Consider the following 18,910-nt stretch of genomic DNA (forward strand, 5'->3'; position numbering starts at 1 on the left):
GGCATAGGCTGCTGAGCATGACCGGCCTGGACGAGCAGGGACGCCCGTTACCTCCTCTTGCGGGCGGTGAGACCGAGACGATCCTGGGCTTCCTGGAGTACCAGCGGGCGACGTTCGCCTGGAAGTGCTCCGGCCTGGATGCGGCCGGGCTACGGGCGACCGTGGGCGTGTCGACGATGACGCTGGGCGGGATGCTCAAGCACGTCGCGTTCTACGAGGACCACTGGTTCTCCTATTGCCTGCGGGGGAACGAGCGCCAGGCCATCTGGAACGACGACTACTTCGACGCCGACCCCGATTGGGAGTGGAACTCGGCCGCCGATGACTCCCCCGAGGAACTGCAGGCGCTCTGGCAGGGCGCGGTCGCCCGCTCCCGCGATCTGCTCTCCGAAACCTTGGCGGACGGCGGCCTGGGCCGCCCGGCAGGACGCACCCGGAGGGACGGCACCACGCCCAGCGCACGCTGGATCGTCATGCACATGATCGAGGAGTACGCCCGCCACAACGGCCACGCCGATCTCATCCGAGAATCCATCGACGGCCTCGTCGGCGAGTGACAGGAACCTCGAACACCTACCCGTTGACCTCGCATGAACCATCTGCACCGATCGTGACGAAGCGGAGTGCCTCGTCGTGGCGGCCGTGGCTCAGCCAATGGGCGAAGGCGATGCGAGCCGTGGGCGGCATCTTGGGGTCCGAGGGATCCACTGTCAGATCGAACCAGTGGAGATCGCCCTCGGCACAGTCGACGGGAAGCGGCGCCTCGGGCCGGAGTACGGCGGTGAAGTAGTAGGTCTGGCGTAGTTCGGTGCCGGTGTCCCTGAGTGCTACATACCGCAGGGCAAGATCAGAGATCTGGTCAGGACGCACGCCGATCTCCTCTTCCAGCTCGCGGAGAGCACCGGCTGTGGGGTCATTGATCTCGCCGGGTTCGAGGTGGCCGCCGATTCCGACCCAGGAGTCCTCGTCCATCGCACGCGAGCCCTTCCGGTACAGCAGCAGGACCAGGCTGCCGCGGACAAGGAACACCGACGTCATCAGCCGGCTGGATCTCGAGCCCACGCGCGGAGGCTACACGAACGAGCTGGGTACTTAGGCGGCCGCGCACGGTACGGCGGATCCCTAGGAGGTTCTCGGGGATCGGGGATAGGGAGGAGTTCCGATATGCGGGGGCTACCTCAGACCGGCAGGGTGTGGGTCGCACGGACCCTCTCTGACAGGAGCCACGGTGTTCGACGATGTTGTGCCCACCACGCGGCCTCGCGTTCTGGTTGTCGGCGGCAAGCTGAAGCATGTGCGCAAGGCCCGGGAGCTCGGCCTGGATGTGGTTCACGTCCAGTTCCCGGGCGAGTACGACCGCGGCCACTGGCCGTACGTCGATCAGGCGCTGCTGCTCGACTACGGCGACATCGACCGCCTCCTGCCGCTGGTCCGGGCGCTGCACGCGGCGTACCCGTTCCAGGCGGCCGTGTCGCTGTCCGAGCTCGGGCTGCTGCCGACGGCGCGGATCAACGAGGCGCTCGGCCTCCGCGGCGAGTCGGTCGAAACGGTGGAACTGCTGCTGGACAAGTGGCGGATGCGCCGGCACCTGGCCGCAAGGGACATCAGTCCGGTGGCCTCGGCGGTCGGCCGGTCCGGGCAGGACATCCGGGAGTTCGTGAAGGCGCACGGGCTCCCGATCATCGTCAAGCCGGTCCGCGAATCGGGCAGCCTCGGCGTCTTCCGGGTCCGCGACCAGGCCGACGTGGACGTCGTCGCCCACCGCTACCGATCCCTCGACGACGTGCAGTGGGCCGCCGGCGACCTGGCCTTTGCCGACTCGTTCCACGAGTTCCTCATGGAGGAGTTCCTGGACGGCCCGGAGATCAGCGTGGAGACCCTGTCGTTCGACGGCCGGCACGTGATCGTCGCGGTGACCGACAAGGAGGTCGGCGGCGCCGGTTTCGTCGAGATCGGACATTCGCAGCCGAGCGGCCTCTCGGCCGGGACGCTGGGCGAGGTCACGCAGTTGGTGACCGGCTTCCTCGACGCGGTCGGCCTGCGCAACGGTCCAGGGCACACGGAGGTCAAGTTGACCTCGCGCGGCCCGCGGATCGTCGAATCGCACAACCGTATCGGCGGTGACCGGATCAACGAACTGGCCGAGATCGCGTACGGCGTCGACATGGAGCGCTACGCGCTGGGCGCCGGCTTCGGCCTGGTTGAACCGCTGATCACATCTCCCAGACCTCAGGGCGGAGCCGCCGTACGGTTCATCACACCGCAGCCCGGACGGGTCGTCGAGGTGACCGGGGTCGAGGCCGTCCGCGCGGACCCGGCGTACGTCGACCTCCAGTTGGACGTGAAGCCCGGCGACGAGGTACCACCGCTGACCTGGAACGAGGACAAGGTCGGTCACGTCATCGCCCGCGGTTCCACCGCAGCCGAAGCGATTGCCCACGGCAAGCGACTGGCCGCGGCGATCCAGATACGCACGGAGCCCATCCCGTGAGCACCGCGCCGTCGGACCCGCCGGGCGTCGACGACGCGCGATTCCGCGACGCGCTGCGCGGCCTGCCCAGCCGGGTGTGGATCATCAGCCTCGGCATCCTGGTCAACCAGGTCGGCAACTTCCTGCCCGTGTTCATCGTGCTCTACCTGACCCAGCGCGGCTATTCCGCCGGTGCCGCGGGGCTCGTGCTCGGTGTGACGGGTCTGGGCAAGGTGCTCGGCAACGCCGTCGGCGGCTACCTCGCCGACAACCTCGGCCGTCGATGGACGATCGTGCTGTCGGCGGTGACCACCGCTGGGCTGACTGCGATCGTGCCGTTCCTCGGGCCGCTCCTGGCCATCGTCGCGGTGGCCGGGCTCATCGGCGTGACGTCGCAGCTCTACCGGCCGGCCGCGGCCGCAGTACTGATCGACTCTGTGACGACCAACCAGCAGCGGCTCGCCGCCGTCGGGGTGTACCGGTTCGCGATGAACATCGGCGCTGCACTGGGCGGCGTCATCGGAGGTGTGCTGGCCAGCACCTCCTATGTAGGGCTGTTCCTGGGCAATGCCGCAGCGTGCCTGCTGTTCGGCGTGGTCGTGGCGGTGCTGCTGCGGGATGCGCCCCAGGTGGGGTCTGACGATGCGGAAAGGGAGGATGACCGGGCGGTCGGGTATCGACAGGCGCTGTCCGACCGCCTGCTGGTGCGATTCCTGCTGATGACCGTGGTCGCCGAGTTCGTCTACATCCAGTCGACCGTCGGCCTGCCCCTGCACGTCAACGACGCGGGTCTGAGCCCGCGAGACTTCGGCCTGCTGATCGGGCTCAACGGTCTGCTCGTCCTGGTGCTGGAGCTGCCCATCACCGGCTGGGTCTCGCGGTACCGGCCGGAGTACGTCCTGGCGGTCGGCAACCTGATCGTCGGTATCGGTCTGGCGCTGACCGGGTTCGCGACCGACATGGTCCTGCTGTCGGCGACGGTACTGATCTGGACATTCGGCGAGATGGTGACCAGCACGTACTCCCAGGCGTATCTGGGAAGTCTGGCTCCGCCGCAGATGGTCGGGCGCTACCAAGGGCTGCACGGCGTCGCGTACACGATCGGTACGGGCGCCGGACCGCTCATCGGCGGTGCCGTGTACGCGATCGGGCCCTGGGCGCTGTGGGTCCTGATCGGCGCCGCCGGACTGCTGTCGGCCCAGCTCTGCCTGCCGCGCCGTCGCGCAACGTCTCCTTGAGCAGACGGCCGGCCTCGCGTCCTGGAGCTGGGGGGGTGAGCTCGATCAGGTTCGGCGAAGTCGGCCGTCCGTACATCCAGTGTTGCTCGTCGTTGGACTAGAGACCTGTCCAGTGCGTGTCTGATCGAGCACAGCTGTGCGGCGACCGGGTATGAGCCGGCCGCCGACAGCTTCAGATCAGGCCGGTGATGGGACGGATCGGCCCAGATGGCGGGCGAAGAAGTGGCCCGAGATCTCGGTCTCGAACCAGGGAACTTCGTGATGGCCGCCGGGGTTGGCGTGCAACGTCTTCTCCTTCGAGGCGAAGGCGTCGAACAGGGCGAACCCGGATTCGCGGTCGATCTCCGCGTCGTCCCACGGGAGGATGAACTCGACCGGGATGGTGATCTGCCGTGCCGCCTCGGTCAGGGCGTCGTACACGAAGACCCCACCGAAGACCGCTGCGCTGATCCTCGGCTCGATCGCCGTCCACATCAGCCCGATCGTGCTGGCCAAGGTCATGCCGCTGTAGCCGATCGGCGCGTCGGTGCCGATCTCGGGCAGTGCCTGGAGGGCGTCCAAGGTCGCCTGCCATTCCGGTACGGCGCGCTCCGCCAGCGACGAGTTGTAGTCGATGACGATCGGGCCGATCGGTTGACCGGCTGCTCGAGCCTCGAGGAGAGCCGAGACCCACTTCCCGTCCTCCGCCGATCGCGGCCGGTCGCCGTGTCCGGGCGCGTCGATGGCGGCCACGGTGAAACCGCAGGTGGTCACGTAGTAGTGCGCACGGGCCACGAGTCCCTGCGCCTTCTTGTGCAGGCCGCCGCCGTGACCCATCAGGTGCAGTGGCGCACCGTCGGCTCCGGATTCCGGGGACCAGAGGACGCCGGTGATGTCACCCAGGACGAAGTCGCGTTCGATGACGCCGTTCGATGAATTCTGCGTAGTGAAATGCATGATGTGTCGCCTTTCGGAAGTGCCTTCAGATTCAGGCGCTCCCGGCGACACCTACGTCAGTCGCCCAACCGTGACCACGACCGGGGAGCACCCACGAGGATGCAGGTTCATGGGTCTCACCTCCTAGAGCAGTGTCACGTGCACCCAGAAACTACCAGCCCTCCCTTCCCGCCGCCCAACCATTTTCCGGCCGGGGATGGGACGGGTTGGGACGTATGCTCGCGGGCATGGTGAGTGATGGGGTGCGCGTTGTGGTGGCGGGCGGGGTCGAGCACTGGGTCCGGGTTGCGGGGGCTCATAACGGCGGGGTGCCGTTGGTGCTGTTGCATGGTGGGCCGGGTGAGAGCTGCTACTCGGTCGAGCAGTCGGTCGGGGACGAACTGGCGAAGGTCTCGACGGTGATCTTCTACGACCAGCGTGGGTGTGGACGTTCGGCCAAGCCGACCGAGCCGGATACCTACACCATGACGCGGTTGGTGGCGGACCTCGAGGAGATCAGGTCGGCGTTGGGCTTGGACCGGATCATCCCGTGGGGTGTCTCGTTCGGCTGCCTGCTTGCCACGGAGTACGCCGTTGCCCACCCCAACAGTGTCGATCGCCTGATCCTCCACGCTCCCCCGGTCGTCGGTCCGTTGCACCCGGGTCTCTGGTCGCTGCGTCCTAACGCCGTCGACACGTTCCTCGCGCCGGCCGAACGGACAGAACTGCGGACGCAACTCGACGGCCTGACCGATCCGATCCAGCGGACCCTGGCCGCGATTGGAGCGATATCGTCGAGCGAGCACGCCGCCCGGTTCTTCTACTACGACCCGGCCAACATGCCTGAGCCCGACCCTGCCGCGCCCGAGATGAACATGGAGATGGCGCTCGCACTGGTCGGCACCGAACGTCCCGACCTTGCCGACGACTTGGCTGCGATCACGATCCCCGCGCTGGTGATGATCGGACTCTGGGATCGCCACGTGGGCTTCGACATGGCCCGCGACCTCGCCAACCGCATGCCCAACGCTGTGCTATGGATCTTCGACCGCAGCGGTCACCTGATCGACGAGGAACAGCCGACCGACTACGTCGAAGCCATCAGCACCTACGTCCGCGACGCCGCCAACTGACGGCGATTTCCACAGACCATCCAGTCGCGTGGCCATCGTGTCGAGGGTCGGCCAAGGCGGACCCGTGCGCAGCGCGCGCAGGAACTCCTCTCCGAATCGCCTCCCGTTCGGGAACTGGTCGCCGATATCCCAACGCCACGCTGCGACCATCGCGAGAACGAGTTGCCGGCACTCGTCCAGCAGTCCTTGGTCAACGTCCGGGTAATGCTCGCAGACCGCCGCTGGAACATGGGCGAGGTCGAACTCGACGGGTCCACGACAGCACGTCTCGAAGTCGATGAACAACGGGCCGTTCTTCGTGCTGAGCACGTTGCCTGGATGCGGCTCGCCGTGGAGCAGCTGCTCCACGGCGCCGCGGTCCTCGATCGCCCGTCGCAGGCTTCCCAGTCTGCTGCTGAGGAACACACGGTCCGCGTCAGCGAGCTTCGGCGAGAGATCCGGGTCGGCAACGATTTCCTCCGCCTCCGCGATCCGATCCGTGAACCGTGGGCTCGGCACATCAACCTTGCGCATGCCGGCGTGCAGCTGCTCCAGCGCCTTGGCGTAGTCGGCTGGTGAGACGTGAGGTGTCACGGGCTCGTAGTAGACCCACAGCGTCACTGCGAAGCCATCGCGGGTGTACACCAGCGGGTCCACCCGTGGCTCCAAGGCACCCACCGGGCTTCCGGCCTCGGCGAGTCGTTGAGCGAGCTCGACTTCGAACTGGGCAACCTCTTGCCCCACAGGCGCAACCCGGGCAAAGACATCGCACGGCGTCAGCCGCAGCGCCAGCTTGTTCGAGTTGTGGAGAACGATGGCGTCGTTGGCTGGAAGGTCGAGCGATGCGGCGATCGAAGTCGCAGCCGCTTTCGCCCGGGTGATGTCGGACATCTCCATGATTTGGTGAGGCTACCTGCGTGATCTTGTTCTGTCCTTCGTATTTGGCCGGGCTGCGGTAGCCGAGAGTCCCGTGCAGCGGGGAAATCCGGTGGTGCGCCGAGGCGCAAGGGTCCACTGTGGTGGTCATGCACCTGACGTTCCATCACGACCCGCGCGGCGAGTGCTTCACGCTGATCCGGCGAGCGGACGGCGCGGTGTTCACCCTGTCCTCGTACTCACGCAAGCACCGCGTCCCCCACGACCTCGCACACGCCGTCACCGAACGCGAACTCGGAATCGCCGACGGCATCTTCGGCTGCATCGCGGCAGGCGCAGTGTTCGACAGCATGCAACAGTCGGCAGGCAAGAAACGCCACGACGCCAAGGTCCGCAGTACCCGAATCCTGAAAGCGCCGAACAGCATCGGCGTGAGCGAGGTCCTCACAAGCGTCATCCACGGAGCCGTCGAGAACGATCGACGTACGCCGTACGCCCAAGCCCGCGAGAGCTGGGGCATCAGCCGGGCGGACGCCTTTCCTTACGACGACACGGACCTGGACCGCGCCACCGACACACTCCGGGAGCTGAGCCACTGCTGGCAGTCGAGCCTCGACCCCCTCGTGTTCCCCTGGCCGACCAAACTCCAAGCTGCCACCCGCTAGCCCGACTACTCGTACATCTTGTCCAGTACGTCGGCGTACTCGTTCTCGACGTGCTTGCGCTTCAGCTTCAAGCTGGGCGTCATCTCACCGGACTCGACCGTCAGATCACGCTCCAGGATCGTGAACTTCTTGATCGTCTCCCACCGGTTCAGCCCGGCGTTCAGCTCGTCGACGTACCCCTGCACCATCACCTGAGCCGCATCCGAGCTGACGATCTCCGCATAGGACCGTCCACCAAGACCGTTGGCGGCGCCCCACCCGACGACCGCATCAGGATCCAGCGTCACCAACGCCGACACGAAGTTCCGCTTGTTGCCATGCACAACGAACTGGCTCGCGTACGGGCAGATCGTCTTGAACCGCCCCTCGATCACCTGCGGCGCGACGTACTTGCCGCCCGACGTCTTGAACAGATCCTTCTTCCGGTCGGTGATGAACAGATACTCGTCCTCGAAGTGCCCGATGTCCCCGGTGTGGAACCACCCGTCGGCATCGATCACCTCGGCCGTCTGCTCAGGCTGATTGTGGTACCCGCTCATCACGCCGTCGCCCTTGATCAGGATCTCGCCGTCCTCGGCGATCTTGAACTGCGTGCCAGGGAACGCGGGACCAACACTGCCGAGCCGGTACTGCGTGGGCCGGTTCAGCGTGGCCCCGGCCGCCGTCTCCGACAGCCCGTACCCCTCGAGAATCAGCAGCCCAGCGGCGTGGAACCACTCCGCCAGTTTCTTGTCCAGCGCCGCCGACCCGGACACGAAGAACCGGATCCGTCCACCGAACCGAGCCCGGATCTTCGACAGCACGAGCCGGTCCGCAGCGGCGTACTGCGCCCCGAGCAGACCGCCCGGCTCCTTGCCCTGCTGGCGCAACGCGGACACGCGAGCGCCGACTCCGAAGGCCCAGTCGAACAGCTTGGCCTTCGCCCCACCCTCGGACGCGATCATCGTCACGATCCGGCCGTGCGCCTTCTCGAAGATCCGCGGTGCCGCGGCCATGAACGTGGGCTGGACGATGGCGGCGTTCTCGACGATCTTGTCGATCCGCCCGTCGATCGCGGTGGCGAACCCAAGCTGGAACTGTACGGCGAGCAGCACCTGACCGAACACGTGCGACAACGGCAGCCAGAGGAACTGCAGATCGTCCGGGCTGAGCACCCGCATCCCCTCGACGGCGGCGCCCTCGTACGTCCACACCGAGTGCGGCAGCCGCACTCCCTTCGGCCGGCCGGTGGTGCCGGAGGTGTAGATCAGCGTGCAGAGATCTTCTGGCTTGACCTTGGCGATCCGGCCGTCAACGGCGTCCACCTCGTCCGCACCCAGCGCGTCCAACGCGGCAAGACTGATAACCCAGTCTCCATCGCTGTCCAATGGTTCCCCGTCGATCAGCACCACCTTGCGCACCGACGGAATCTCCGCCTTGCGCTCCCGCAGCTTGTCCACCTGAGCCGCGTCCTCGGCGAACACGACCTGTACGTCGGCGTCCGCGATGATGAACGCGACGTCGACGGACATCGTGGTCGGGTAGATCGTGGTCGTCGCGGCCGCGGCGAGGACGGCGGCCAGGTAGCACTCGACCCACTCCATCCGGGTGCTGGACGCGATCGCGACCCGCTGCTCGGGCTGGACGCCGAGGGCGACCAGGCCGGCCGCGCGGCGGCGCGCCAGTCCGTCCATGTCGCGCCAGCTGACCGACGTCCAGGCGTCACCCGACGGGTACCGGAAGGCCTCTCGGTCAGGAGTCGCGGCGACCCGGTCCAGGAACATCTGGGCCATCGTGTCCTTGCGGTTGCTGAGCAGCGCGAGCTGGCCGGAATCGGCGACAGGCGTCATAACTGGCCTCCATCGGGGGTCAAGTAACCGGAGAGTAATCGGTACTGGGCACCGCTGACCATGGGCACTCGCGTACCCACGTCAGCCTTCTGCATTACGTTTCCGCAACAGGTAACAGGTACCTACGGCCGGTGCCTCCAGTCTTACTGTCCGTTCAACCGCTGCTGATCCAGGGCGTGCCGAGCAGCCTCGGCATCGGGGTGATCGAGCGCCTCGAGGATCTCCAACGCCTCGGTCCAGCTGGCGTGGGCCGCTTCGTCGTACCCGGCTCGCTCCTCTACCTCAGCCCGCGCCATCAGGCACTCGGCCGTCTCCAGCCGACGGCCCTGCGCGCGCACGATGTCGACCGCGGTCGTGTAGCTGGCGATCGCGTCGTCGAGCCGTCCGGCCGCGGCCAGCGCGAAGGCCATCGTGTCGCTGACGACGGCACGACCGTACTCCGAGTCCTGCTCCTGGAAGAGCTTCAGCGCCTGCTGTGCATAGTCGACCGCGGCCTCGTACTCGCCGAGCTGTGCGTAGTACCAGCCGAGGTTGTTGAGCGCTGTCCCCCGCGCGTCGGTGTGCCCGGTCTGCTCGTAGATCCGCAGCGCCCGGACGGTCTTCTCGATCGCCTCCCGATGCTTTCCCATCCTGGTGAGCACACGGGCCAGGCTGAGCGACCCGTGCGCGATGGCGGGCTGGTCGTCGAGCTCCTCCGCGATCCCCAGGGCGAGTTCGTGATGCCGGATGGCGTCGTCCCACTCCCGCATCGCCATGTGGCCGCGGGCCAGGTCGCGGCGCGTCTGGGCCTGCTTGCGCAGGTCACCGAGCCGCACGGCCGCCTCGAGCGCCAGCCCTTCGGCCTCCATGTACCCGGACCGTCCGCGGAAGTCGAGATAGTCCGCGATCGCCCACACATACAGCCAGAGCCACTGATCGGCCGGCCCGGCCGCGGACTGCAGTACGGCGAGATTGTTCGGCTGCTCCGAGTCGAACCACGCGAACGCCTCGTCGCGACTGGCCGGCAGCACGAGCTCCACCGCCGGATCGAGCTCCGGCAACGCGACCGGCTCCCGGCTCGGAGCGAGGAGTAACGCTCCCGCGAACCCGGTGTGCACCAGATAGCCGAGCAATCGCGTGAACGCTTCGGCAGCCTCGTCGGGCTTGCACAGCTCACGCGCATACGTCCGCAGCAGATCGTGCAGAACATAGCGATCCGGTGTGATCTCGACCAGCTGATGATTGGCCACCAGTACGGCGATCATGTTCCGGGCGTCGCGGATCGGCGCACCGGCCAAGGCGGCGGCCGCACCCGTGGTGATCTCGCTGCCGGGATGCTGCGCCAGCAACCGGAACATCCGCGCCAGCTCGGGCCGCAGCTGCCGGTAGGACCAGGAGAAGATCGTCCGTACGTCGACCCCGTCGGTGGTCGCCAGCGCGTCGAGCGGCGCCTCGTTGACCAGTTCGACGAACGACTTCAGCTCTCGCCGCGGCCGCAGCGCGATCTGGGCCGCGAGCAGCGACAGGGCCAGCGGAAGACCGGCGCAGCGGTCGATCAGGGTGTCGACGCTGGCTGGATCCTCGCGCAACCGCCGCTCACCGACTCTTGCCACGAGCAACTGTCTCGACTGGTCCGGGTCCAGCACGTCGAGGCGGATCGGCTCGGCCTGCTCAGTGGCGACCAGACCGGCGAGTTCGTTGCGGCTGGTGACGAGCGTGATACAGGTCGCGCCGGTGGCCGCGAGCGGCCGGACCTGCTCCGCCGTACGGGCGTTGTCCAGCACGACGAGAACCGAACGGTCGACGAGCAGGCTGCGGTACAACCCGACCTGTTCGTCCGCGGTCACCGGGAGGCGGTCGGCCGGGATTCCGAGTGCGGCGAGGAACCGGGGCAGCACCGAGTGCGGGTCCGCCGGCACCGCGGCGGGCGAGTAGCCGAGGAGGTCGGCGTACAGGATGCCGTCCGGGAAGCGGTCCGCGACCTGCTTGGCCCAATGGATCGCCAACGAGGTCTTGCCGATTCCGGCCGGGCCGATGACGAGCGCGACCCGCGAGCCCGGCAGGAGGTCGTCAAGCTGCCGGAGGTGCTCGGTACGGCCGGTGAACGCCGGTGCGACGGACGGCAGCTGCCGCGGCACGACCATGCTCTCGGTGTCGGTCGCGGCGAGCAGTTCGGCATGCAGACGTTGGAGCTCGGCACCGGGTCCGACGCCGAGGAGATCGCGGAGCCGGCGCGACACCTCGCTGTACGTCGACAACGCGAGAGCCTGCCGCCCGGCCGCGTGATGGGCGCGCATGAGCTGGGCCCAGAAGCGCTCCCTGGTCGGGTATCGATGGACCAGCTCGGTGAGTTCGGGGATGACGTCGGCCGCGGCACCCTGGGCGAGTCGGGCGTCGAACGACAGCTCCTGCGCCCGGAGGTGCTCCTCGACGAGGCGCGGAGTCATCTCTCGGGTGAGAGCGCCCGTGTCGAGGCCGGCGAGCGGCTCGCCTCGCCAGAGCGCGAGGGCCTCGGTGAGGAGTTCGGCCCTGGCCGAGGGATCCGTCGTCTGGCCCGCACGCCGGACCAGCACGCGGAACACCTCGAGGTCGAGACGGGACGGGTCCGCCCGCAGCGAGTAGCCGCCGTCGCCGGTCTGGATCATCGTCCGGTCCGTGTCGCCCAGCGCGGCTCGCAACCGGGACACGTAGATCTGCAGCGCCGCCCGCGGACTCGTCGGGAGATCGTCGTCGTCCCAGAGCACGTCGACCAGATCGTTGGCCCGCACGGTCCGGTTCAGCCGCAGCAACAGGGCGGCCAGCAGCACCGCCGGACGATGTGACGGCAGCGGAACGACGTCACCGTCGGCGGTCCGAACCTCCACCGTCCCCAGCAACCGGAACCGCAGATTCGCGGATCCGATCACAGCCCCTTGCTCCAGCTCGGTCACCTCCGCACGAAGGAGACCTCACCCTATCCTCGGGGCTGGTCCATCGCGCCCCTCCGCAGGAGGGCCGCAGATTCAAACGAATGCTCTCCGATCAGCGCCGGGCGAGGAGCTCCGCGATCTGGACGGCGTTCAGCGCGGCGCCCTTGCGGAGGTTGTCGTTCGACACGAACAGCACCAGCCCCCGGTTGTCCGGGACGGACTGGTCCTGCCGGATCCGGCCGACGTACGACGGGTCCTGGCCGACCGCGAGCAGCGGCGTCGGCAGGTCAGCGAGTACGACGCCCGCCGCGGAACCGAGGATCTCGGTGGCGCGATCCGGCGTGATCGGCTCCGCGAACTCGGCGTGGATGCTGAGCGAGTGGCCGGTGAACACGGGCACCCGGACGCAGGTTCCGGCCACCGGGAGCTCCGGGATGTGCAGGATCTTGCGGCTCTCGTTCCGCAGCTTCTGCTCCTCGTCGGTCTCACCGGTGCCGTCGGCAACGATCGATCCGGCCAGCGGGAGGACGTTGAACGCGATCGGACCAGCGTACACCTTGGGCTCGGGGAGGGTGACGCCGTCGGTGCCGCGGGCCAGGCGGCCGCCGTACTCGATCAGTGCCTTCGCCTGGTCCTCGAGTTCGCTGACGCCGACGCCACCGGAGCCGGAGACGGCCTGGTAGGTGGAGACGATGAGCCGGGTGAGCGTCGCCTCGCGGTGCAGCGGGGCGAGGACGGGCATCGCGGCCATCGTGGTGCAGTTCGGGTTCGCGACGATCTTCTTCGGGAGGTGGTCGAGATCGGCCGGGTTCACCTCGGACACCACCAGCGGCACCTCGGGGTCCATCCGCCAGGCGGACGAGTTGTCCACCACGACAGCGCCTGCCGCGGCCACCTTCGGCGCGTACTCCTTCGAGGCCGTCTTCCCGTTCGAGAACAGCGCGAGGTCGAGGCCGCCGAAGTCCGCGGTCGCCGAATCCTCCACCGTGATCTCGCGGTCCCCGAATGGCAGCTTGCTCCCCGCCGACCGCGCCGACGCGAAGTACCTGATGTCGTCCACCGGGAACTCCCGCTCGACCAGCAGCTCCCGCATGACACTGCCGACCTGTCCTGTGGCTCCGAACACACCTACTCGCATGCCCGAGACAGTAATAGGTGAGCCGTGGAGTCGCGCGTGAGTTTCAGGGACCGGACCTCCAGCACTCACCAACGGGCGGTCCCCGCGAGCGTTCACGCTCAGGCGGGCGACTCCCGGACCCACCAGTCGCCGTTGGTGAGTGCTGGCGGTCCGGCTCGGCGCCCTGGGGCGAGGAGGGCGCCGGGCCGGGCACTCAGGCGTCGGCGACGAGGGTGCCGCCGTTGGCCACGTCGGTCTTCTCGATCTCGGTGAACACGATGCGGACGGACTCGCGCTTGGCGCCGAGGATGGCGATGGCGGATTCGGTGACGGCGGCGACGAACTCGCGGCGCTGGTCGAGGGTGCGGCCGGACAGGAGCTCGACGGTGATGTTCGGCATGCAGATTCTCCAGAGAGTTGGCGGTTCTGTGTTGTGGGACAGTGTTCCAGGGATCAGCCGACGGCGGCGGCGCGTCTCGCGGCGACGTCGTCGGGGTCCGTGTCCAGCGAGGTGACCAGCTCGTCCACCTCCGGGCGACGCTCCGGGAGTAGCAGCCCGAGGCCGACGTACACCACCAGGGAAGTTGCCAGCGGCAACGCGACGACCAGCGTGGTGTGATCCGCGCGAATTTCAGCGCCCCGGCATCGGTCAGCCGGCGGACCTTCGGCACCAGCACCGGCGCAAGGTCGCGGGTGATGACGGACGAGATCACGTTCGCGTCCGAAGCGACCATCGCCATCGTGTGCGAGAAGAACCCGGCCAGCACCAGCGATGGGCGAGTGAGTGGAGGGTTCCACTGAACAGAACTGAGCGTCAAGATATGGAACCCAGAACCTTAGCCGTCTCGTTCCACGGTTGACAGGAGGTTCCGCCGATTAGAACCTTGTTCCGTGAACGCTCAGCCGCCCCTCCACATCAGGCATGCCACCCACCCCGATCAGGTGCCCGGCTTCGACACCGCAGCCCTGCGCTCGCACTACCTCGTCGACGACCTGTTCACGCCCGACACGGTCACCGCGGTGCTCACCCACCACGACCGGATCGTGCTGGCCGGCGCCCGCCCCGCGAACGGTCCGCTGACGCTCGGCACCTGGCCCGAACTCCGCAGCGAGTTCTTCCTCGAACGCCGTGAGGCCGGCATCGTCAACGTCGGCGGCCCGGGCACAGTCACCGCGGATGGCACCAAGTACGAGGTGACCACCGGAGCCTGTCTGTACGCCGGCCGTGGGGTTCGCGAGGTCGTCTTCGAGGGCCCGGATGCGGCGTTCTACCTCTTCTCGGCCGCCGCGCACACCTCGTTCCCGACCACGTTGGTCAATCCCGGTGAAGGCAACCGGCTCGAGCTCGGCGACCAGCAGACCGCGAACCGCCGCACCATCGACCAGTACATCCACGCCGACGGCGTCCGCAGCTGCCAGATCGTGCTCGGCGTCACCACGCTGCACGCCGGGAGTACGTGGAACACGATGCCCGCGCACACGCATGACCGTCGTACCGAGTGCTATCTGTACTTCGGCCTGCCCGAGACCGAGCGGATCGTCCACCTGCTCGGCGAGCCCGAGGAGACCCGGCACCTCCTGGTCGCGGACCGCCAGGCGATCATCTCGCCCAGCTGGTCGATCCACTCCGGCGCCGGCACCTCCTCGTACAGCTTCGTGTGGGCGATGGCGGGCGAGAACCAGGCGTTCGGGGACATGGACGGCGTCGACGTCCGGGACCTGCGGTGACGGCTGACCCGTTCAGCCTCCGCGGGCGTACGGCGCTCGTCACCGGAGCCCGGCGGGGTATCGGGGCGGCGATCGCGGCCGGGTACGCCGCGGCCGGCGCCGAGCTGATCCTGATGGCGCGCGACGCGGCGCTCGAGGAGACGCTCGAAGCGATCAAGCAGAACGGCGGCGGTGAGGCGACGGTTGTCATCGCCGACTTCGGCGACCCGGACGCGGTCGAAGCAACTGCGGTCGACCTGGCGCGGACGCGGCGGATCGACATCCTGGTCAACAACGCGGGCACGATCCGGCGCGGGCCGGCGGCCGAGACCAGCACCGCCGACTGGCGGCACGTGATCGACGTGAACCTCAACTCCACCTGGGCGGTGACCCGGCCGATCGGTGCCGCGATGGCCGAACGGCGTACCGGCAAGATCGTCACGATCGCCTCGTTGCTGAGTTTCCAGGGTGGGGTCAGGGTTCCGGCTTACACTGCCAGTAAGCACGCGGTCGCGGGACTGACCCGGGCACTGGCCAACGAATGGGGTCCGGCCGGGGTCCAGGTGAACGCGATCGCACCCGGCTACATCAGCACCGACAACACCACCGACCTGCGCGCGGACCCTGCCCGCGACGCCGCCATCCGGGAGCGCATCCCGGCCGGTCGCTGGGGGCGGGCGGAGGATCTGGTCGGCGCCGCAGTCTTCCTGGCCTCGGCGGCGGCCGACTACGTCAACGGGCACGTGCTCGCGGTCGACGGTGGCTGGCTGGCCCGGTGATCGGCGCAGGAGGTGACGTGAGGAGTGGCAGGATGACCGACATGAGTTCGCCCTCGGCCATCGACAAGACGCTGATGGTGCTGGACGCCGTCCTGGAGCACTCACGCTTCACCGACGTCGTGAACGCGACCGGCCTGGCCAAGTCGACGGTGCACCGGATCATGGCGTCGCTGGTGGAGCACGAGTTCGTCGCCCAGGCCGACGACGGGTCGTACCACCCGGGACCGAAGGCACTCCGGCTGGCCGGTCACGCCCTCACCAACGTCGACCTGGCCACCGTCGCCCGGCCGGTGCTCGCGGATCTCGTCGCGCAGACCCGCTGCACGGTGCACGTCGGCCTGCTCAACGGTGACGAGGCGATCTATGTCGCTCGTCTCGACGGCCCGAAGCCGTACCGGATGCCGTCTCGCGTGGGCAAGGCGTTCTGGCTGCACTGCACCGGCATCGGCAAGGCGCTGCTGGCCGAGAAGGACGATGAGGCCCTCGACGCGCACATCACCCGCACCGGCCTGCCGGCCCGCACTCCCCTGACCCATACGACCGCGGCCGAGCTCAAGGCCGACCTCGCCCAGGTCCGCACCCGCGGCTACGCGTTGGACGACGAGGAGAACGAACCAGGCATCCGCTGCGTCGCTTCGGTCATCCACGACCACACAGGTACGGCGATCGCCGCCGTCAGCATCTCCACCCTGTCTCTGGAGCAATCCATCGCCCAGGTGGCGCTGATGGCTCCCGCCGCGATCGAAGCCGCGCGCAAGATCTCCGCGGCCCTCGGCTACCTGGAGCCCACCCGCTAACTCGTGGCGCTGATGTAGCGGCGGAGTCCACGGCGCCAGATCAGCCAGGCGATTCCGCTCGCGCCACCGGCAACAGCGACCGCTGCCACGACGCCTCCTCCCCTGCTCATCAGTGCTTCGACCGGGACGGTGGCGATCAATGCCACGGGCAATGCGTAGGTGAAGGCAACCCGCAGTACGGGGCCGTAGATCTGGACCGGGTACCGAGCGAATTGCCAGACCGCGTCGTACAGCACATCGAGGTCGAGCCCGAACGCCCAGAACACCACTGACGCCAGCATCAACCGCGTCGCCCACATGACGACGGTCGCCGCGGCCACCACCATGAGCCAGCCGAGGACTCCGGTCGCCGTGATCGTCAGGCCCGCCCGCGCGATCCCGCCGATCACGATGCACAGCCCGGCTCCGACCTGGATCAACGCCAACGGTGCAAAGGCTCCGAAGCTGGCCAGGAAGATGGCCGGCGCCGGCTGCAGCAGCACGACGTGATCCGAGACGTCCTGGACGAGCTCTCACAGGGCCGCCCCGACCAGGTCAGACGTGCTCTGCACGAGCGCCTCGACATCCTCGAGGACCGAACGTGGCGCTGCATCGAAGCAACCGCCACGATCCACCACTACCTGACCAACTGAGCCGTACGCCGGGCGCCGGCCCACCTGACGACGGGGACGAAGAGGACGCCGGCCACGGCGAACCAGACGCCCAGGATGATCCAGCCGGGGACTCCGAGGCCCAGTGGGAGCAGGGCCAGGATGGTTGGGGCGACCATGGTGCTGATGGACATGCTGGTGTTCCAGACGCCTTGGTACTGGCCTTGGGCGTGCTCGCCGGCGAGTTCGAAGCCGAGCAGGAACGAGCCGGAGGACTGCAGGAGCTCGCCGGCCACCTGGACCAGAGCACCGAGGGCGAGCAGGCCGACCGCGACCGCGGCGTTTCCCCAGGAGGCGCCGGCGAACAGGATCATCGATGCCAGGAGCAACAGTCCGGCAGTCCGGGTGGCCCGCGCGGCCGTGGTCAGATCCGAGATCCCGCGCGAGGACCGGACCTGGAAGAGCGCGACCACCACGGTGTTGATGATGAGCGTCACGGCGACCATCCAGCGGGGCGCCTCGGTGTGGTCCACCACCCAGAGCGGGATCGCGACGTCGAAGATGGCGTAGTGGATCGACATCGCGGCGTTCAGCGCGGCCACCGCCAGATACCCACGATCGCGCAGGGCGACCCAGACCGGCCCGTCGTCGCTTCGTTCAACCGGTGCCACAGCGGGCACCGCCAGTACGACGAACGCCGCGATCGCACTGAGCATCGCGTCGAGCACGAACATCAGGCGGTACGCCGTACCTGTGTCGAAATGCAGGGCGAACGCACCGATTCCGGCGCCGGCCATGATGCCGATGTTGGTCACCGCCCGCAGGTAGGCACGGGCAGCAACCCGGCCTGCGCCTTGCGTGATGGCGGCGATCAGTGCACCCCGGACGGCCCCCGCTCCCCGGTCGAAGGCAGTCAGCACGATCGACACGATCAGGAACTGCCAGAAGGTGTCCACCAGCAGGTAGAGCAGCGACACCCCGCAGAGCATGAGGCTCAAGATGACGAACAGGGTGCGCGGACCCCGGCGATCGGCCAGATGCCCCATCGGCACCGCCGACAGCAGACCGAACAGGCCGGCGACGGTGAGCCCGAGTCCGACCTGCGCGATGGACAATCCGACGATCCGGGTGAAGTACAGCACGCTGACCGTCATCAGCAGCCCGTTGCCGACCCGGCTGAGCAGGGTGGCCAGTGCGAGTGGGCGAAGCGGTCCAGGTGCGGGCAGCAGGCCACTCATGCGCGCGCCGCGACGCGCTGCGCGGTCTCACGGAGCTCATCCATCAGGTCGACGCCGGACTCCAGCATCCGCTGCATCTTCTCCGGTTCCTGCCGGCCGAACATGACGCCGATGGTGACTTCGTGCTCCGGCCGGCTCAGCACCTCGACCGGATCACCGGCACCGATCGATCCGGTCCGCAGTACCTTCAGATAGGCGCCCGGACGGCCGGCCTGGTGGAATCGCTTGACCCAGTGCGGCTCCTGCATCCTGTGCTGGAACGTGACGCACGGGATCCGCGGCGCGCGGACCATCACCTCGACCTCGGCACCGATCCGCCAGGTCTCGCCCAGCAACGCGCCGGTGATGTCGAGGCCCTCGGTGCGCAGGTTCTCACCGAACAGACCGGTCGGGATCTCCCGGCCCAGTTGCGCGGACCACCAGTTCGCGTCCTCGTCGGCGTACGCGTAGATCGCCAGGTCCGGGCCGCCGTGGTTCTTGGTGTCACACACCCTGTCACCGGTCAGCCCGAGCTCGCCGACCTGTACTCGGCCCGCCTGCGGTCGTTTGTCGATGGCGGTGAGTCCGGTCTCCTTCGGACCCGGAATCAGTTTCTCCACAACGTTGACCGTCAGCACCCGCATACCGGGCATACTCCCTCGCCCGGCGTGCGGTCTCCACCGAATTTCTAGGGCGTGTCTCCCAATTCG

20 protein-coding genes are annotated in these 18,910 nt (G+C 68.0%); 9 read left to right on the plus strand and 11 right to left on the minus strand.

The window, feature by feature from the left end; all coding sequences use genetic code 11:
- The first annotated feature begins 17 nt into the window (after positions 1-17).
- Complete coding sequence (locus OG817_RS23135; protein WP_406046747.1) at positions 18-557, plus strand: DinB family protein; 540 nt, start codon at positions 18-20, stop codon at positions 555-557.
- Positions 558-573: 16 nt separating this feature from the next.
- Here the strand turns inward: OG817_RS23135 and OG817_RS23140 are convergent, their stop codons facing one another.
- A complete protein-coding gene (locus OG817_RS23140; RefSeq protein WP_406046748.1) occupies positions 574-1,062 on the minus strand; it encodes an NUDIX domain-containing protein in 489 nt (162 codons plus the stop codon).
- Between the two features lie 166 nt (positions 1,063-1,228).
- Here OG817_RS23140 and OG817_RS23145 point away from each other — a divergent pair, with 166 nt between their 5' ends.
- Complete coding sequence (locus OG817_RS23145; protein WP_406046749.1) at positions 1,229-2,491, plus strand: ATP-grasp domain-containing protein; 1,263 nt, start codon at positions 1,229-1,231, stop codon at positions 2,489-2,491.
- Complete coding sequence (locus OG817_RS23150; protein WP_406046750.1) at positions 2,488-3,708, plus strand: MFS transporter; 1,221 nt, start codon at positions 2,488-2,490, stop codon at positions 3,706-3,708. Before OG817_RS23145 ends, OG817_RS23150 begins: the two co-directional genes overlap by 4 nt.
- Before the next feature lie 177 nt (positions 3,709-3,885).
- On the opposite strand, the gene OG817_RS23155 is transcribed toward OG817_RS23150, so the two are convergent.
- The gene (locus OG817_RS23155) at positions 3,886-4,644 is read right to left on the minus strand and encodes an alpha/beta hydrolase (RefSeq protein ID WP_396394764.1); all 759 of its coding nucleotides are present in this window, start codon (positions 4,642-4,644) and stop codon (positions 3,886-3,888) included.
- Positions 4,645-4,871: 227 nt separating this feature from the next.
- Between OG817_RS23155 and OG817_RS23160 the strand changes: the two genes are divergently transcribed.
- Positions 4,872-5,756, plus strand: coding sequence for an alpha/beta fold hydrolase (locus tag OG817_RS23160; RefSeq protein WP_406046751.1), 885 nt, complete (start codon positions 4,872-4,874; stop codon positions 5,754-5,756).
- Here OG817_RS23160 and OG817_RS23165 read toward each other — a convergent pair.
- Positions 5,658-6,632: a phosphotransferase gene (locus OG817_RS23165; protein WP_406046752.1), complete on the minus strand. Its 975-nt coding sequence runs from the start codon at positions 6,630-6,632 to the stop codon at positions 5,658-5,660. The two genes, OG817_RS23160 and OG817_RS23165, sit on opposite strands and share 99 nt — an antisense overlap.
- A gap of 128 nt (positions 6,633-6,760) precedes the next feature.
- Here OG817_RS23165 and OG817_RS23170 point away from each other — a divergent pair, with 128 nt between their 5' ends.
- Positions 6,761-7,276 carry a hypothetical protein gene (locus OG817_RS23170; protein WP_406046753.1) on the plus strand — a complete coding sequence of 172 codons (516 nt, stop codon included), beginning with the start codon at positions 6,761-6,763 and terminating at the stop codon, positions 7,274-7,276.
- Between the two features lie 5 nt (positions 7,277-7,281).
- Here OG817_RS23170 and OG817_RS23175 read toward each other — a convergent pair whose 3' ends face one another.
- The 5 genes from OG817_RS23175 to OG817_RS23195 form a co-directional block, all read right to left on the minus strand.
- A complete protein-coding gene (locus tag OG817_RS23175; protein ID WP_406046754.1) occupies positions 7,282-9,105 on the minus strand; it encodes an AMP-dependent synthetase/ligase in 1,824 nt (607 codons plus the stop codon).
- A 143-nt stretch (positions 9,106-9,248) separates the two neighbouring features.
- Positions 9,249-12,014 carry a BTAD domain-containing putative transcriptional regulator gene (locus tag OG817_RS23180; protein ID WP_406046755.1) on the minus strand — a complete coding sequence of 922 codons (2,766 nt, stop codon included), beginning with the start codon at positions 12,012-12,014 and terminating at the stop codon, positions 9,249-9,251.
- 91 nt (positions 12,015-12,105) lie between these two features.
- Positions 12,106-13,131 carry an aspartate-semialdehyde dehydrogenase gene (locus tag OG817_RS23185; RefSeq protein ID WP_406046756.1) on the minus strand — a complete coding sequence of 342 codons (1,026 nt, stop codon included), beginning with the start codon at positions 13,129-13,131 and terminating at the stop codon, positions 12,106-12,108.
- A 193-nt stretch (positions 13,132-13,324) separates the two neighbouring features.
- Positions 13,325-13,510, minus strand: a complete 186-nt coding sequence (locus tag OG817_RS23190; protein ID WP_393391369.1) for a tautomerase family protein — start codon at positions 13,508-13,510, stop codon at positions 13,325-13,327.
- Between the two features lie 53 nt (positions 13,511-13,563).
- A complete protein-coding gene (locus tag OG817_RS23195; protein WP_406046757.1) occupies positions 13,564-13,707 on the minus strand; it encodes a hypothetical protein in 144 nt (47 codons plus the stop codon).
- 294 nt (positions 13,708-14,001) lie between these two features.
- On the opposite strand from OG817_RS23195, the gene kduI reads away from it, so the two are divergent.
- The 3 genes from kduI to OG817_RS23210 are packed head-to-tail and all read left to right on the plus strand — an operon-like array spanning position 14,002 to position 16,393.
- On the plus strand, positions 14,002-14,838 hold the full coding sequence (gene kduI, locus OG817_RS23200) for a 5-dehydro-4-deoxy-D-glucuronate isomerase (RefSeq protein WP_406046758.1): 837 nt from the start codon (positions 14,002-14,004) through the stop codon (positions 14,836-14,838).
- Complete coding sequence (locus OG817_RS23205) at positions 14,835-15,596, plus strand: SDR family oxidoreductase (protein ID WP_406046759.1); 762 nt, start codon at positions 14,835-14,837, stop codon at positions 15,594-15,596. Before kduI ends, OG817_RS23205 begins: the two co-directional genes overlap by 4 nt.
- A 32-nt stretch (positions 15,597-15,628) precedes the next feature.
- On the plus strand, positions 15,629-16,393 hold the full coding sequence (locus OG817_RS23210; RefSeq protein WP_406046760.1) for an IclR family transcriptional regulator: 765 nt from the start codon (positions 15,629-15,631) through the stop codon (positions 16,391-16,393).
- Here the strand turns inward: OG817_RS23210 and OG817_RS23215 are convergent.
- Positions 16,390-16,875: an ABC-2 family transporter protein gene (locus OG817_RS23215; RefSeq protein WP_406046761.1), complete on the minus strand. Its 486-nt coding sequence runs from the start codon at positions 16,873-16,875 to the stop codon at positions 16,390-16,392. The two genes, OG817_RS23210 and OG817_RS23215, sit on opposite strands and share 4 nt — an antisense overlap.
- Positions 16,876-16,878: 3 nt before the next feature.
- On the opposite strand from OG817_RS23215, the gene OG817_RS23220 reads away from it, so the two are divergent.
- On the plus strand, positions 16,879-17,025 hold the full coding sequence (locus OG817_RS23220; protein ID WP_406046762.1) for a hypothetical protein: 147 nt from the start codon (positions 16,879-16,881) through the stop codon (positions 17,023-17,025).
- Here the strand turns inward: OG817_RS23220 and OG817_RS23225 are convergent.
- Both OG817_RS23225 and OG817_RS23230 read right to left on the minus strand, forming a co-directional pair.
- A complete protein-coding gene (locus OG817_RS23225; protein WP_406046763.1) occupies positions 17,010-18,221 on the minus strand; it encodes an MFS transporter in 1,212 nt (403 codons plus the stop codon). The two genes, OG817_RS23220 and OG817_RS23225, sit on opposite strands and share 16 nt — an antisense overlap.
- A complete protein-coding gene (locus OG817_RS23230) occupies positions 18,218-18,844 on the minus strand; it encodes an MOSC domain-containing protein (protein WP_406046764.1) in 627 nt (208 codons plus the stop codon). Before OG817_RS23230 ends, OG817_RS23225 begins: the two co-directional genes overlap by 4 nt.
- Positions 18,845-18,910: the final 66 nt, after the last annotated feature.

Origin of the sequence: Kribbella sp. NBC_00889, assembly GCF_045207705.1 — a bacterium.
In the GTDB taxonomy this organism is placed as follows: Bacteria; Actinomycetota; Actinomycetes; order Propionibacteriales; family Kribbellaceae; genus Kribbella.

What these genes read in the sequence shown, in the direction of transcription:
- OG817_RS23225 (WP_406046763.1), bottom strand. Translation starts at nt 18,221, where the DNA reads ATGAGTGGCCTGCTGCCCGCACCTGGACCGCTTCGCCCACTCGCACTG.
- OG817_RS23175 (WP_406046754.1), bottom strand. Translation starts at nt 9,105, where the DNA reads ATGACGCCTGTCGCCGATTCCGGCCAGCTCGCGCTGCTCAGCAACCGC.
- OG817_RS23170 (WP_406046753.1), top strand. Translation starts at nt 6,761, where the DNA reads ATGCACCTGACGTTCCATCACGACCCGCGCGGCGAGTGCTTCACGCTG.
- OG817_RS23185 (WP_406046756.1), bottom strand. Translation starts at nt 13,131, where the DNA reads ATGCGAGTAGGTGTGTTCGGAGCCACAGGACAGGTCGGCAGTGTCATG.
- OG817_RS23210 (WP_406046760.1), top strand. Translation starts at nt 15,629, where the DNA reads ATGACCGACATGAGTTCGCCCTCGGCCATCGACAAGACGCTGATGGTG.
- OG817_RS23230 (WP_406046764.1), bottom strand. Translation starts at nt 18,844, where the DNA reads ATGCGGGTGCTGACGGTCAACGTTGTGGAGAAACTGATTCCGGGTCCG.
- OG817_RS23160 (WP_406046751.1), top strand. Translation starts at nt 4,872, where the DNA reads ATGGTGAGTGATGGGGTGCGCGTTGTGGTGGCGGGCGGGGTCGAGCAC.
- OG817_RS23165 (WP_406046752.1), bottom strand. Translation starts at nt 6,632, where the DNA reads ATGGAGATGTCCGACATCACCCGGGCGAAAGCGGCTGCGACTTCGATC.
- OG817_RS23155 (WP_396394764.1), bottom strand. Translation starts at nt 4,644, where the DNA reads ATGCATTTCACTACGCAGAATTCATCGAACGGCGTCATCGAACGCGAC.
- OG817_RS23135 (WP_406046747.1), top strand. Translation starts at nt 18, where the DNA reads ATGACCGGCCTGGACGAGCAGGGACGCCCGTTACCTCCTCTTGCGGGC.
- OG817_RS23190 (WP_393391369.1), bottom strand. Translation starts at nt 13,510, where the DNA reads ATGCCGAACATCACCGTCGAGCTCCTGTCCGGCCGCACCCTCGACCAG.